A 14,148-nucleotide genomic window follows, 5' to 3' on the forward strand; every position below is an offset into this window, starting at 1 on the left:
CACTCACGGGGAAACAACATGAAGAAGATCATCATCGCATTGGCGGTTTCCGCTGGCGTCCTGAGCGGCTGCGCCGTCTACGTTCCGGATCAGCCGGGCGTCATCATGGCGCCGCAGGGAGGCCCAGGCAACGGCTTCTGCCCGCCGGGACAAGCGAAGAAAGGAAACTGCTGATTTCCGCGATCGTTGCGGACCCAAGGGCGCCTTCGGGCGCCTTTTTTTGTGCCGGAGTTTGCGTGCCGGAACACGAGTGTGGCGATTGTCGGGAGCGGGGGCGTCGCATCGGCGCGCACCGACGCGGCGCGCGATGCAGGACGTGCGGGAAAAAGCAAATGCCGGACCCGATTGCAACTGGGCCGGCGCGATGGTCGATCGGTCAATCGGTCGATCGGCCGACTCGTCCGGATGGCGCGTATGGGCCGCCGCGGCGCGCGCCTGCCGCGCGCATGCCCGGCGGACGCCTCCTCCCTCGTATGCGGCAAATCCGCGCGGCCGGTGCGCGGCCGACTCGACGCCGTCAGTGCCCTCGCCGCAGGATTCGCCACGGATGGCGCCAATCGATATGTGGCGTGTGCTCGTCGCGCGGATGCTGCAGGCGGTGCTCCTGCCAGAGTTCGTCGGAGTACAGCACCGCGACGATGAGAAGCGGCAGTACGAGAAAAACGCCCAGTATCACTTGCTCGATCACGATAGCCTCCATCGCGGGGCGGGAACCCTCAGTTCATTTTAGGCTCTGTATCAAAGCCCGCAGTCATTTTCCGCCGATGCTTGCCTCGATGCACTCCGCGCTTGCACGGGTGTCCATACCGCCCGCCGCCCCCGAATGACTCAAGGACCATCACACACCATGCAAACCCAGAAAGAACAACACATGCTCGCGCTAAGGCCGCTCGAGCGCCAGGACCTGCGTTTCGTCCACGAACTGAACAACGACGCGAAGATCATGCGTTACTGGTTCGAGGAGCCGTACGAAACCTTCACCGAGCTGTCGCAACTGTACGACCAGCACGTGCACGACCAGCGTGAGCGCCGCTTCGTCGTGTTCGATCCCGATGGCGAACTCGTCGGTCTCGTCGAGCTGATCGAGCTCGACTACATCCACCGCCGCGGTGAGTTCCAGATCATCATCGCGCCGAACCGGCAGGGGCGCGGCTACGCGACGCGCGCGACCCGGCTCGCGGTCGAATATGCATTCAAGGTGTTGAACCTGCGCAAGCTGTATTTGATCGTCGATAAATCGAATGCCGCCGCGATCCGGGTTTACGAGAAATGCGGATTCACGCACGAGGCCGAACTGATCGAAGAGTTTTTCGGCAATGGCCAGTATCACAATGCATTGAGAATGTGCATTTTTCAGCGCGATTATTTTGCCGCGCATCAAGGCGCGGAATTGCACGGACGCGAATAAAGCCGGCCGGCATGCATGCCGGAGCGCCGCGCAAGCCGGGGCGCTGGCCGTATCGCGACAGGACGGATGCCGGGTGCGAATGCGCCTGGCATTTTTTTGTATTCGGCAGATCAAGAGATTTTCATGCGGCCACGCGAGATTTCCTGATGACTTTATGTGCGGTGCATCAAACTGATCGCCGACCGCACTCGAATTATCCATCTCGTTCATCGTGGAAAAACGCGGGCAATCGAAAGGCTTGCGGGGCAAGACTTTTGGGCATCCGAAAAATCGGCATGACGCATTTGCTTCGTGGCGCCGCGCGGCCGCGGCCACCGCGAGCAGGGTTGTGCAGGCAGTGCGGCAATTCGTCGCTATTGCGGTCGCACAACGAATGTGCTTGCGATTGCCTTCGCTTTTCCTAGCATGAGAAGACGCGGGTCGACGCAAGCCTTTAAATACATAGCTAACCCGAGCTCATGACCCGAGCGAATGGGAGACACGACATGATGAAGCGGACCGGTCTTTTTCTGGTACTGACGAGCGGCATCGTTGCATTTTCGGTGGCGCAGGCGGCGGGCGACGCATCGCTCAAGCCGCAGCAGGAGATCCAGCTGACGAAGGACGCGTGGGGATGCCTGTCGAAAGACAATCTGGACTCCGTACTGAACCACGAGCGCGACGGCAAGTCGCAGGCGAAGCAGCAGTACTTCGACGACTACCGGTGCCTGTCGGTGCCCGAGGGCCAGCGCTTCCGGGTCGTCAGTGTCGACCAGGGCGACGTGCAGTTCGTGAGCGCCGAGAACAGCGACCAGCAAGGCCTCTGGACCGACGCACGCTTCATCAAGCAGTAACCGCGATCCCGTTTCCCGTTTGCGGCCGGCATCGCGCCCGAGCCAACGCACGGGCGCAGCGGATTCGAGCGGCCCGGCGTGCGTCGGGCCGTCTTGCGTTTACGGCTGCCGGTCGTGGCCGTTGCCGGCGGCGATTTCGAGCGACGTCGCACTCGCAGCGCGCATTCGGTATCATCACGCCCCGAACCGAATCAACGGCCCTCGCGGGCTCCGATGCCGAATGGCGCTCAAATCGACGATCTACAAGGCGGAACTGCAAATCGCCGACATGGATCGGCACTACTATGCCGATCACTCGCTCACCGTCGCCCGCCACCCGTCCGAGACGGACGAGCGGATGATGGTGCGCATTGCCGCGTTCGCGCTGTTCGCGCACGAGCGGCTCGAGTTCTGCAAGGGGCTGTCGGATATCGACGAGCCCGATCTTTGGCAAAAGGACCTGACGGGGGCGATCGAGGCATGGATCGACGTCGGGCAGCCCGACGAGCGCCGCATTGCGAAGGCGAGCGGTCGCGCCGATCGCGTGAACGTGATTGCCTACGGCGGACGCACGTCCGACATCTGGTGGCAAGGCGTGCGCGGCAAGGTCGAGCGGCTGCGCAACGTGCAGGTGACGTCGCTTGCGGAGGGCGTCGCGGCGGCGCTGGGCGGCATCGCCGAGCGCACGATGCGCCTGCAGTGCACGATCCAGGACGGCGGCGCATGGCTGTCGAGCGAGACGCACGATCCGGTCGCGATCGAGTGGACGACGCTGAAGGCGCGCGAGGACGCCTGAGCGGGCGAGACGCCGCGAGGCGCGCTCGGCGGCGAGATCGCGGTTCGCTTGCCGGAGCGGTCTGATCGTCTCCGCCCCGGGCTTGGGCCGCCGGAACTTGCCGTGCCGCCGGCTCATGCATGTGTCCTCAGGGCGCGATGGCCTCCGGCGGGCCCTTCAGCTCGACCATGTTGCCTTCCGGGTCGAACAGATAGATCGACGGCCCGTAGCCGTCCGCCCCATAGCGCCGCGCTTCGTCACCCGGCCGCGCGCCGTGTTCGGCGAGGTGCGCGTGCAGCGCGGCCGCGTCGAACGGTTCGATGCGCAGGCACAGGTGATCCATGTTCCGGCCCTTTCCGGGGGCACCGCTATCCGCCCGATCGATCGGCGCGCCGGCTGCGAGCAGATCGATCAGCGAGCGCCCGGCGCGCAATTGAACGAGCCCCAATTCCCGCTGTTCCTTTTCGACGTGGCAGCCGAGCACGTCGCAATAGAAGCGGGTCATCGCCGCCAGATCGGCGGCGCGCAGCACCACGTGATCAATCTCGTGGATGTGGAATTTCATCGGGGACGTCTCCTTCGAGAGGAACGTCCTACCGAGTGTAGACGGTCCGTGCGATGCGCGGACGGACGGTGCAAAATCGATGGACGAAAAAAAGCCCGTTCACATTCGAACGGGCTTAATCCATATCAGGAGGAGACATGGAGGAGACAGTTCGAACTATACACATCTGGATGGTGCGACGCAATATTCTTTGTGTAAAAAAACGTCAGGACGGCAATCTGTCGCATTCGCACTGCAGCAAAATGGGGCCGATGCGGCGCTCATGCTTCGATTGCGGCAACGAACCGGACGATTGTGTCGCTCGCGTGACGGAAGTTCGAATGAGAGCGCAAGAAACAGCGCGTGCGCGAGCCGGGTGACGCCTACATTGACAGGCATCCGTTCCGCTTTTGCGAGGTCATCATGAAGCAGCCAGCCTATCCGACCGACGATGCACGCTGGGCCGCGCTCGTCGCGCGCGACGCCGACGCCGACGGTGCGTTCTGCTACGCGGTCAAGACGACGGGCGTGTTCTGCCGGCCGTCGTGCGCGTCGCGGCTGCCGAGGCGCGAGAACGTGTCGTTCTTCGCCGACACGGACGCCGCGCGCGCGGCCGGCTATCGTCCGTGCAAGCGCTGTCGGCCCGAGGGGTTGCCGCGTGAGCTCGAGATCGTCAATCGTGCGTGCGTGGTGCTTGACGCGCATCGTCAGGACCGCTTCACGCTCGCGCAATTGAGCGACGCGGTTCACGTGAGCCCGTTCCATCTTCAACGGCTGTTCAAGCGCGTCGTCGGCGTGTCGCCGCGGCAATACCAGGCCGCGCAGCGCGGCGCCGCGTTGCGCGACGCGTTGCAAGGCGGCGCCGCGGTCACGCGCGCGGCCGTCGACGCGGGCTTCAATTCGCCGTCGCGGCTCTACGAATCGGTTCCGCGCGAGCTCGGCATGTCGCCGTCGGCGTTCCGCCGCAAGGGCGCAGGGCTGACGATCGATTACGCGACGGCCGATACGCGGCTTGGCGTCGTGCTCGTCGCGGCGACGAGCAAGGGCATCTGCAAGATCGCGTTCGGCGATGCCGCAACGCCGCTCGTCGACGAGCTCCGAACGGCGTTCGCGAACGCGCAGATCGTCGAGTCGCCCGCGCGGATCGCGCCGTTCATCGCGCAGGTCGATGCGTATCTGAACGGCACGCGCCGGCGCTTCGAGCTGCCGCTCGATCTTGCCGCGACCGAATTCCAGCAGCGCGTGTGGGATGCGTTGCGTCGGATTCCTTACGGCGAGACGCGCAGCTACACGCAGATCGCCGAGACGCTCGGCGCACCGCGCTCGGTGCGGGCGGTCGCGAGCGCGTGCGCGTCGAATCCGGTGGCGCTCGCGATCCCGTGCCACCGCGTCGTGCAGAAGGGCGGCTCGCTTGCCGGCTACCGTTGGGGCTTGCCGCGCAAGGCGGCGCTCCTCGATGCCGAAGCGCAGCGCGCGGCGCGCGAATCCGTCGAGCCCGCCGTGGACGACGCCGCTTGAGCGCCGCCGTCGAATCGGCCGTCGTGCCGTCCGGCAGCGTCGTGTTCGAGCTGCCGTTCAAACCTCCATATGATTGGCCGCGCGTGCTGCGCTTCTTCGCGGGGCGCGCGATCCCGGGCGTCGAGGCGGTCGAGGGCGGCGCGTACCGGCGCACGGTCGACTATCGCGGCGCGGTCGGGGCGTTGACGGTGCGCAAGCATCCGCGCAAGCGCTGTCTCGTCGCCACCGTCGAAGGCGACGCAGCGCGGCACGCGGACGCAGCATTCGCCGCGCGGCTTGCGACGATGTTCGATCTGCATGCCGATCCCGCCGCGATCGGCGCGCATCTCGCGCGCGACGCATGGCTCGCGCCGCTCGTCGACGCCGCGCCTGGCCTGCGCGTGCCGGGCGCGTGGTCGAGCTTCGAGCTGATCGTGCGCGCGATCGTCGGCCAGCAGGTGAGCGTGAAGGCCGCGACGACGATCGTCGGGCGGCTTGTCGAGCGCGCGGGCGAGCGGCTTGTCGGGCACGCACCGGGCGCGACCGGCTGGCGGTTTCCCGAGCCTGCCGCGCTTGCCGCGTGCGACTTGTCGCGAATCGGGATGCCGGGCAAGCGCGCCGCGGCGCTGCAGGGCGTTGCGCGCGCGGTCGCCGCGGGCGACGTGCCGCTCGATGCGTACGCGACCGATCCGGCCGGCGTGCGCGCCGCGCTGCTCGCGCTGCCGGGAATCGGCCCGTGGACCGTCGAATATGTCGCGATGCGCGCATGGCGCGATGCCGACGCTTGGCCCGCGACCGATCTCGTGCTGATGCAGGCGATCGTCGCGCGCGACCCGGCGCTCGACCGGCCGGCGAGCCAGCGTCTGCGCGCCGATGCGTGGCGGCCGTGGCGCGCGTATGCGGCGATGCATCTGTGGAACGAGATCGCCGATCGCGCCGGTTCGGCGCGCGGCGGATAGGCGCGCCCGCGCGCCTCGCGCGAGTCCCCGCGCGCCTCGCGCGAGTCGTCAGGCAGCGCCGAAGGGCAGGTCAAGCGAGCCTTTCGGCGAGATGTTAAAGTGCCCGCTACTGTCAAATCCCGCCAGGTGATCCGCGCATGCCGCGGATCGCCGAGCCCGCACTTGCATCAATGCCGAACAACATGACTTCCCGCCAGACAGACTTGTTGCAGCAACGCCTTGCCGTGTTGAGCACGAGCCCGACGCGCGAGCAGCTGCCTGACGGCCTGCGCGGCATCGAGAAGGAAAGCCTGCGCGTGACGCGCGACGGGATGATCGCGTTCACGCCGCACCCGCGCGCGCTCGGCTCGGCGCTCACGCATCCGTCGCTCACGACCGATTATTCGGAGGCGCTCGTCGAGCTGATCACGCCTGCGGAGCGCGACGCCGCGACGACGCTCGAGCGGCTCGACGAACTGCATCGCTTCGTCTACGCGTCGATCGGCGACGAGATGCTGTGGACGGATTCGATGCCGGGCCTGCTGCCGGCCGACGACGAAATTCCGATCGCCGACTACGGCACGTCGAACATCGGGCGGCTGAAGACCGTTTACCGGCGCGGCCTCGCGTATCGCTACGGGCGCACGATGCAGTGCATCGCGGGGATTCACTACAACTATTCGCTGAGCGAGGAAGTGTGGCGGCGGCTGCACGCGGAGGAGGGTTCGACCGCGAGCATCGTCGATTACCAGTCGGAGCGCTATCTCGCGCTGATCCGCAATTTCCGTCGCACGAGCTGGCTGCTGATGTACCTGTTCGGCGCGTCGCCCGCGCTCGATCTGGGTTTCCTGCGCGGCCGGGCGCACAAGCTCGACACGTTCGACGCCGCGACGCTGTATCGCCCGCACGCGACGAGCCTGCGGATGAGCGACCTCGGCTACTCGAACACGACTGCGCAGGCCGCGCTGCAGGCCGACTACAACACGCTGTCCGGCTATCTCGACGCGCTGTCGAAGGCGGTCAGCGAGCCGTATCCGCCGTACGAGGCGATCGGCACGCACCGCGACGGCGAGTGGATTCAGATCAACACGAACGTGCTGCAGATCGAGAACGAGTTCTACTCGACGATCCGGCCGAAGCGCGTCACGTATTCGGGCGAGCGGCCGCTTCACGCGCTTGCGTCGCGCGGCGTCCAGTACATCGAGGTGCGCTGTCTCGACATCGATCCGTTCGAGCCGACGGGCATCGCGCTCGACACCGCGCGCTTTCTCGACGCGTACCTGCTCGTCTGCGCGCTCGACGAGAGCGCGCCGCTCACGTGCGACGCGTATCGCGAGTCGAATGCGAACTTCGGCCGCGTGACGATGGAGGGGCGCAAGCCGGGGCTCGAGCTCGCGCGCAACGGCGCGGCCGTGCCGATGCGCACATGGGCCGACGAGATCTTCGCGCAGATCGAAGCCGCGGGCCGCGTGCTCGACGACATCCGCGGCGGCGACGCGCATGCGCGCGCGATCGCCGCGCAGCGCGCGAAGCTCGACGATCCGGAGCTCACGTCTTCCGCGCGCGTGCTGCGCGCGATGCGCGAGAACGGGCAGTCGTTCCTCGAGTTCGCACGCGCGCAAAGCGCCGCGCATGCGGCGTACTTCCGCGGCCGCCCGCTCGACGAGGCCGCGACGCGCGATGCGCAGGCGCTCGCCGAGCGTTCGCTCGCCGAGCAGGCCGAGCTCGAAGGCAAGAACGCCGGATCGTTCGACGCGTTCGTCGCCGCGTATCGCGCATATACGTTGAACCGCTTCAGCGTGTGACGAGCGGCGCGGGCGTTACGGCTGCGCGTCGAGGAAGTCGCGCGCGTTGCATGCGTCGGCGGTGATGCGCAGCGTTTGCAGCGCGCGTTTCTCGATGCGGCGAATCTGCTCGCGCGACACGCCCGCCTGTGCCGCGATCTGCTCATAGCTCCACGGCTCGTCGCCGCCGATGCCGAAGCGCCGGCGCAGGATGTCGGCTTCCTGCGCGGACATCGTCTTCAGCAGCGACGTGACGACGTCGCACATTTGCCCTTGAGCGAGCGCATCGAACAGGCTCGGCGTCGACGCATCCTCGACGATGTCGCCGAATTCGGCCTGGTCGTCATCGCCGAGCGGCGCGTTCAGCGAGCGCGGCTCGCGAGGCAGCATCAGCACCGCGCGCAGCCGCTCGGCCGACAGCCCGGTCGCCTCCGACAGTTCGGCAAGCGATGCGCGCGCGCCGCTGCGCCGCTCGATCCGATCGGCGACCTTGCGCACGCGGCGCGCTTCGTCGCCGACGTGAACCGGTACGCGGATCGTGCGAGCGCGATCCGCGATCGCGCGCGAAATCGCCTGACGAATCCACCACGTCGCATACGTCGAGAACTTGAAGCCGCGCCGATATTCGAATTTCTCGATCGCACGCAGCAGGCCGAGGTTGCCCTCCTGCAGCAGATCGGCGAGATCCAGGCCGCGCGACGCATATTTGCGCGCGATCGACAGCACGAGCCGCAGGTTCGCTTCCGCCATTCTCGCGGTTGCGGCGGAGATTCGCGCCTCGCCGTCCGCGAACGCCGGCAGCGCGCCCGCATCGCCTTGTTCCGGCGGCGTCGGCAGCCGGCGCATTGCACGCCGCATCGCATCGATTTCCGCCGACGGCCAACCATGAGCGGCGAGCGCCGCATACGCCGCTTTGCGCGCGCGGGCGAACGCGCGCGCCCCTTCGTCGCCGCGGGCGCGTGCGCGTTGCAACGCGGCGCGCGCGCGGCCGAGCGCCGGATCGTCCGGCAGCGACGCGAGTTCGAGAAGATCGAGCGTCTCGGCGAGCGCTTGCAACACCTGCTCGCGTCCCGCCTCGATTTCGGTGGCGAGCGCGATTTCCTGGGCGTGCGTCAGCAGCGGCACCGCGTGCATCCGGCGCACGAAGAGCGCGAGCGGATCGGTCGAGACCGCGGTGTCGTCCGGCGTGGCGTCGCTGGGTTCGGACGACTGAGCATCGACGACGTCGCCGTCGTGCCAATCGGCATCGGCGTGAGCGGCTCGCGTCGGCTTGTCGCCGAACGAACCGGTGCCGGCGCTTTCGTCGGATGCGTGGCGATCGAGGAACTCGGGCTCGCCGAGGTCGTGCGCGTGAGCGTGTGTGTCGGACGGCGCGCTCGCGAACTCGTCGGCGAGCTCGGCATATTCCGTGTCGTCGCGGGCGCAGGCAAGTTCGAGCAATCGGTCGATGCCCTGTTCGTAGCGCACTTCGCGCTCTGAGACTTTCATGGCAAACGCGGATCGGGCCGCGGTACGTCATGACGGAGCAAATCCGTCGGCCAGGCCCGTCGGCTCGTCGCGGACGCCCGTCCGCGCCGATGGGCCTTACAGACGTGCATCTGGCGGCGAATCGCGAAATTTCAATGGCGAACGACGGCGCGCGCAAGCCGCGTGCCGGTGCGCGCGTGCGTCAAAACAGGTTCGGAAGCCTTAACGATCCGGCAGCGAGCGACGGCGTTTCCACTCGCGCGTTATTCGTATGATTCGCGGCGGATGGGCGCGGCGTCCGGAGCCGCGCTTTCGACGCTCGCGGCCGCGCGTTCGCGCAAGCGGCCATCGTCATCGTCTTCATCGTTGCGCTCGATGGGGCCGTCGCCGGCTTCGACGTCGCGCTCGCCGGCGAGTTCGAGCTCGGCCTCGTGCGGCTCGGCGGTGTACCAGCGCGCTGTGTCGAAGCCGGGCGCGGCGTCGCGCAATGTCGACGCATACGCTTTCCAGCCGGCATCGTTGCCCGTGAACAGATGCCTGCGAACGGGCAGCGCGAGCGCGCCGTAGTCGAGCGGATCTTCGAGCAGCAATTGCGGCCACAGGCAGAACGCGCGTAGCGCGCGGGATGCGAATTCGCGCACGGTCATGTCCTGCACGACGTACTCGACGAGGGGCACGTCGGCGAGCATGCCGTTCGTCGCGAGCAGCGCTTCGATCGACTGGTTGTCGGGCTTCTCCTCGAGGCGACTCAGGATTTGAAGCACGCTGCCGAGGTGCAGCAGCAGCGCGCGCCGTGCGTAAGCTTCTTCCATGACGATGTCTCCGGTCGGATCGCCGGCCGCATGCGGTCGAGCGGCGGCGGGCTGGCGTTCCGCGGCGGGCCGGACGGGGCCGAAACGCCGCAGGCGCGACGCCGCTCGTTTCCGTCGTGCCGCTCGCGGTTGCGGTGCCTTCCAGCGTAGCCAATCTGCACGCAGGTTGCAGATGCGGATTGACGCACGTCAACGAGCGCGCGCGAATGCGTTCTCGGCGCGCCGAACCGTTCGGTCGCGCCGCTCAAGCTCGCATGCCGGTCGGCCGATGAGCCGGCGTCGAGAGCGATAAGGGGGACACATTCGTCCTGGCCAAACCGACTACTCTTTCCTTCATCGCCGCCGCGCCGCTCGCGCTCGGCGCCTGCGCGCCGGCGATACCGGGGCGCGACGCGCAGTTCACGCCGACCGCCTCGGCGGCTTCACCCGAGCGGGGCCGAGTGAAGCCGCCCGTCGCGATCAAGCTGAACGGCGACGAGGCGGGTAAGTCTTAGCCGGGCGGATTCTGCTTCGTCGACAGGCCGGGAAGTATGTCGTGTCGACGTCGGTCGACGGAAACGGAGAAGACGCTATCGTTCCAGCTCGATTCGGGCGAGACGAAAGACGTGAGGACGAGCGCCGGCCTGGAGCTCCTCATCGGGCGATCATTCCGACGCTCGAATCCGAAGCTAACGCGCAGAAGAGCCTCGACGGGCCGCACGACACCGGCACGCAAGCCATCGCGATGCGCCGACGACGAACCGGCGCGTCAGCTTCCGGCCGGCGGCGACGCGCCCCGGCCACTCCACGCGACTACCAGCCCATGTCGTTCGCTTGCTTCTCGTACGCGCGCAGCTTGTCCAACTGCTTGCTCGTCAGCACCGCTTCCATCTTCTTGTGCGCGTCCACCGAGGAATCGATCATCTTCTGCCGCAGCGAGCCGATCGCCTTCGATGTTTCGTCGATCGCCGCGCTATCGTGCTTCGGCGCGTCGTACAGATCGCGCAGCTTCGCCTGCTGATCCATCATGTTGCCCATCAGCGCCCAGTGCGTCTTGCGCGTCTCGTCCTGAATCCGATTGATCTTCGCGCGCTGCTCGGTCGTCAGATCAAGGTCGCCTGGCCAGCCGCCGAAGCCCATCATCATGCCCGGGCCATAGCCGCGCATCATGCCGGGCCCCATCCCGTAGCCGCCCATCATCCCGCGCCTGTAGCCGCCGCCCATCATGCCCGGGCCCATTCCGTAGCCGTAGCCGCGGCCGCACGGCGTCTGCGCCGACGCGTCGGGCGCGGACGCCGGCGCGGCCGGTGCGGACGGCATGCCGAGCGACCAGAGTGCGGCCGTCAGCGAAATGACTGTCAGCCCCTTCGAGTATCGTTCGATCTTCATCACGCTCTCCTTGACCTGGCATTGACGAGCGCGCCGCACTCGCGCGTGCGCGCCTTGCTCGTCGAATGTAGGGAACGTGGAAAACGGACGGTTGACCCTCGTCAACGAAGAATCAGATCGGGGGGAATGCTCCGACGTTTCGGCCGCACCGCTGGCTGTCGCGGTACGCGTTCGAGCGCTGGGCGCTCGATTGCCTGACGTTCGGCAACGGCTGTTTGGCGCGTCGCCGGACCATGGTCAGCGGCACGCTGCGGCTTGAGCCCGCGCTCGCGAAGTACGTGCGGCGCAAGGCGGATTTCAGCGGCTTCGTGTACGTGAACGGTTGGCAGGATCGGCACGCGTTCGAGCCCGGCAGCGTGTTCCAGCTCGTGCGGTCGGACGGACATCAATCAGGCGGTGTACGGCCTGCCCGAGTACAGGCCCGCTGCGCCGAGCTGAACGACTGGCGCGGCGAGGAAGTCGTGGTGTTCGACGATTACGAGATTCCGCCGACGCCGGTCGCGGCGTAGCGCAACGGCGCTTCCCTTTCATTCAGCGGGGCCGCGCATCGGGCAACCAGACGAGGCCCTTTTCGTGAGCTTCACGCTTCGCGATTGTTTGATTGCCGAAGGCGTCCGACCAAGCCGAAGAGGGCGAATGACAGAACGATCGCGCGAAACACCGGCGACAGTGCGTTCCAGCCTTCGCCGCCATTGGCAAACCAATGCACCAGCAACGGCGATGACGAGATGTCCATCAGGAGGGGCCAGGTAAGCACCAGCGCGAGCAATATGCGACTGATCGTCTTCATCTAATCGTCACCCTCCCGTACGCTCTGAATGAGGTTCCCGGAACCTGCGTAGTCGGTTGCGCTTTCAGGAAAGCTCACAGCTTTTCGAACTGCCCGCGGCTCGTCAGCGTAATGCACCCGTCGCTTTCGCCCGGGCGGCCGACCGGATGCAAGCGGAAATGACCGCGGCGGATGTCTGGGCGTTCAAGGTGCAGGAATCGGAGCTTACCTATCTGGTGCCGCAGCAGATCCGGGGCTTACTTACGGCACTCGCGGAGGGTAGAAACATCCATGTGCTGCTGATTTCGAAGGTGTGTCTTGCGACCGGGGCGCGGTGGGGTGAGGCGGAAGGGCTGCGCCGGACTCAGATCAAGGGCGGCCAGATTCAGTTTGTGAAAACGAAGTCGAGTAAGGCCCGGTCGGTGCCGATCACGGACGTTCTTGAGCGTGAGCTGATAGCTCACTTCGGGAATTACGGTGACTCGGATACGGGGCGTCTGTTCGAAGCGTCTTCGTCGGCGTTTCGTGAGGCGGTCGAACGTGCGGGGGTGGTGTTGCCGGACGGCCAGTTGACGCATGTTTTGCGTCACACGTTTGCCAGTCACTTCATGATGAACGGTGGGAACATTCTGGCGTTACAGCGGGCGTTGGGACACCACAGCCTGACGATGACGATGCGCTACGCTCATTTGTCGCCGGAGCACCTTGCGGAAACGCGTAGGCTCAATCCTATTGCGTGTCTTGAAAATGATGGGGCGGCCGTGGCGGCCATGACTGATAAATAGCGCTCGGGCATGCGAGGTGTGGACGCGAGATGTGTTTTATTGGACGTTGACACGTCCAAATTGGACGTTATAATGTCGACAACACTCTCGGAGAAATCTAATGCGCTACGCGTTCTGGAACAACAAGGGCGGCACCGGTAAAACGAGTCTTGCCTTCCAATCGATCTGTCGGTTTGCTGAATTGAACCCGCATGCAAGGATCCTTGCGATTGACGTTTGCCCCCAAGCGAACTTGTCGGAACTCATGCTCGGTGGGTTGACCAATCAGGGCAGTGCGCGGCTCATGCAACGGCAAGGTCAGGTACCGCGTTGTAGTATCGGCGGGTATTTCCAGTTGCGCTTGCCTGCCCCGTACACGCGTCCTGCGTTCACGGCGAGCGACTTTATCACCACGCCGAATCAATATAATCCGCTTATCCCGGGCAACATTGATTTGGTGTGCGGCGACCCGTTGCTTGAGTTGCAAGCTAACGCTGTGAATACGTTGGCTAACGCGCAGATTCCCGGAACGAACACGTGGATTGCTGTCATCGATTGGATCAGCGACTTCTTGGAGTCGGCGGAGGGCTATGACTACGTGTTCTTCGATGCTAACCCTAGCTTTTCGATCTACACGCAAATTGCACTTTCGGCGACGAATAGGGTCATTCTTCCCGTCATGGCAGACGATTCGTCGAGGCGAGCGATCCAGAATGCTTTCTCGTTGATTTATGGCCTGCGGTTACCGTCTCCGATCTACGCAACATATAACTTTGCGACCAAGCTGCGTGAGGCGGAGCGTCCGCTGCCGCAAGTGCATTTGATCCCGAAGAATCGTCTTACGCAGTATATGGGGCCGGCGTCGGCATTTTATGCGGTGCTTGCTGCGATCGACCAGGACGTTGCGGGCCTTCTGGTGCAGCGGCCTGATCTGTTCACGTTCGCGGACGTGGCGGATGGAGTTGTCGACGTGCGCGATTTTCAAACGACGGGGGTTGTCTCGTACGCGAAGGGTGCCCCGTTCTCGCAATTGCGGACTGGACGACTTGATATCGGTGGTCACCGGGTACGGGTTGACGCGGATATGCGCCAGAACTGTATCGATGCGATTGATGGTCTGGTCGATCGAATCGAATAGCGTTTCGGGGGTGGGGTAGTCTGCGGAAGTGCCTCGATTCTTGAGGCACTTGGAATTTGCCCGTTGAACTTT

General features: G+C 65.5%; 15 protein-coding genes and 2 pseudogenes. 10 read left to right on the top strand and 7 right to left on the bottom strand.

Annotated features, from left to right (window positions below):
- Nucleotides 1-18 precede the first annotated feature (18 nt).
- Entirely contained in the window at nt 19-174 is a 156-nt protein-coding gene (locus tag BTH_RS12590) for a lipoprotein (protein ID WP_009902052.1), read from the top strand.
- A gap of 343 nt (nt 175-517) precedes the next feature.
- Here the strand turns inward: BTH_RS12590 and BTH_RS34485 are convergent, their stop codons facing one another.
- The gene (locus BTH_RS34485) at nt 518-688 is read right to left on the bottom strand and encodes a hypothetical protein (RefSeq protein ID WP_004524602.1); all 171 of its coding nucleotides are present in this window, start codon (nt 686-688) and stop codon (nt 518-520) included.
- A gap of 159 nt (nt 689-847) precedes the next feature.
- Here BTH_RS34485 and speG point away from each other — a divergent pair, with 159 nt between their 5' ends.
- From speG to BTH_RS12610, 3 genes are all read left to right on the top strand, one after another.
- Nucleotides 848-1,408: a spermidine N1-acetyltransferase gene (gene speG / locus BTH_RS12600; protein WP_025404052.1), complete on the top strand. Its 561-nt coding sequence runs from the start codon at nt 848-850 to the stop codon at nt 1,406-1,408.
- A 485-nt stretch (nt 1,409-1,893) separates the two neighbouring features.
- Complete coding sequence (gene sap1 / locus BTH_RS12605; RefSeq protein ID WP_009902065.1) at nt 1,894-2,241, top strand: surface attachment protein Sap1; 348 nt, start codon at nt 1,894-1,896, stop codon at nt 2,239-2,241.
- Nucleotides 2,242-2,461: 220 nt separating this feature from the next.
- Nucleotides 2,462-3,016 (top strand): YaeQ family protein, encoded by a 555-nt coding sequence (locus BTH_RS12610; RefSeq protein ID WP_009908298.1) that lies wholly within the window; start codon nt 2,462-2,464, stop codon nt 3,014-3,016.
- Between the two features lie 127 nt (nt 3,017-3,143).
- On the opposite strand, the gene BTH_RS12615 is transcribed toward BTH_RS12610, so the two are convergent.
- On the bottom strand, nt 3,144-3,560 hold the full coding sequence (locus BTH_RS12615) for a VOC family protein (RefSeq protein ID WP_009908299.1): 417 nt from the start codon (nt 3,558-3,560) through the stop codon (nt 3,144-3,146).
- A 402-nt stretch (nt 3,561-3,962) separates the two neighbouring features.
- Between BTH_RS12615 and ada the strand changes: the two genes are divergently transcribed.
- From ada to gshA, 3 genes are all read left to right on the top strand, one after another.
- A complete protein-coding gene (gene ada / locus BTH_RS12620) occupies nt 3,963-5,057 on the top strand; it encodes a bifunctional DNA-binding transcriptional regulator/O6-methylguanine-DNA methyltransferase Ada (RefSeq protein ID WP_011401654.1) in 1,095 nt (364 codons plus the stop codon).
- Nucleotides 5,054-5,995 (top strand): DNA-3-methyladenine glycosylase family protein, encoded by a 942-nt coding sequence (locus BTH_RS12625; protein ID WP_009908301.1) that lies wholly within the window; start codon nt 5,054-5,056, stop codon nt 5,993-5,995. The genes ada and BTH_RS12625 overlap by 4 nt, the downstream gene beginning before the upstream one ends.
- Before the next feature lie 170 nt (nt 5,996-6,165).
- On the top strand, nt 6,166-7,779 hold the full coding sequence (gene gshA, locus BTH_RS12630; RefSeq protein WP_009908302.1) for a glutamate--cysteine ligase: 1,614 nt from the start codon (nt 6,166-6,168) through the stop codon (nt 7,777-7,779).
- A gap of 15 nt (nt 7,780-7,794) precedes the next feature.
- Here the strand turns inward: gshA and BTH_RS12635 are convergent, their stop codons facing one another.
- The 3 genes from BTH_RS12635 to BTH_RS12645 all read right to left on the bottom strand — a co-directional run bounded on the left by BTH_RS12635 (nt 7,795) and on the right by BTH_RS12645 (nt 11,405).
- On the bottom strand, nt 7,795-9,246 hold the full coding sequence (locus BTH_RS12635; protein ID WP_009908303.1) for an RNA polymerase sigma factor RpoD/SigA: 1,452 nt from the start codon (nt 9,244-9,246) through the stop codon (nt 7,795-7,797).
- Nucleotides 9,247-9,488: 242 nt separating this feature from the next.
- Nucleotides 9,489-10,037, bottom strand: a complete 549-nt coding sequence (locus tag BTH_RS12640) for a hypothetical protein (protein ID WP_009908304.1) — start codon at nt 10,035-10,037, stop codon at nt 9,489-9,491.
- 792 nt (nt 10,038-10,829) lie between these two features.
- Nucleotides 10,830-11,405, bottom strand: coding sequence for a Spy/CpxP family protein refolding chaperone (locus BTH_RS12645; RefSeq protein ID WP_009908305.1), 576 nt, complete (start codon nt 11,403-11,405; stop codon nt 10,830-10,832).
- 128 nt (nt 11,406-11,533) lie between these two features.
- Here BTH_RS12645 and BTH_RS12650 point away from each other — a divergent pair.
- Nucleotides 11,534-11,822: pseudogene (locus BTH_RS12650) on the top strand (capsid portal protein); the annotation flags it as partial.
- 163 nt (nt 11,823-11,985) lie between these two features.
- On the opposite strand, the gene BTH_RS12655 reads toward BTH_RS12650, so the two are convergent.
- Together BTH_RS12655 and BTH_RS12660 are read right to left on the bottom strand one after the other, a co-directional pair.
- Nucleotides 11,986-12,195, bottom strand: coding sequence for a hypothetical protein (locus BTH_RS12655; protein ID WP_009908307.1), 210 nt, complete (start codon nt 12,193-12,195; stop codon nt 11,986-11,988).
- Nucleotides 12,192-12,368 (bottom strand): annotated as a pseudogene (locus BTH_RS12660) (tlde1 domain-containing protein); the annotation flags it as partial. The gene BTH_RS12655 and the pseudogene BTH_RS12660, both read right to left, overlap by 4 nt.
- On the opposite strand from BTH_RS12660, the gene BTH_RS12665 reads away from it, so the two are divergent.
- Both BTH_RS12665 and BTH_RS12670 read left to right on the top strand, forming a co-directional pair.
- Nucleotides 12,354-12,959, top strand: coding sequence for a tyrosine-type recombinase/integrase (locus tag BTH_RS12665; protein ID WP_227739579.1), 606 nt, complete (start codon nt 12,354-12,356; stop codon nt 12,957-12,959). The pseudogene BTH_RS12660 and the gene BTH_RS12665 sit on opposite strands and share 15 nt — an antisense overlap.
- Nucleotides 12,960-13,059: 100 nt before the next feature.
- Complete coding sequence (locus tag BTH_RS12670) at nt 13,060-14,076, top strand: ParA family protein (RefSeq protein WP_011401660.1); 1,017 nt, start codon at nt 13,060-13,062, stop codon at nt 14,074-14,076.
- Nucleotides 14,077-14,148: the final 72 nt, after the last annotated feature.

Origin of the sequence: Burkholderia thailandensis E264, assembly GCF_000012365.1 — a bacterium.
Taxonomy (GTDB): Bacteria; Pseudomonadota; Gammaproteobacteria; order Burkholderiales; family Burkholderiaceae; genus Burkholderia; species Burkholderia thailandensis.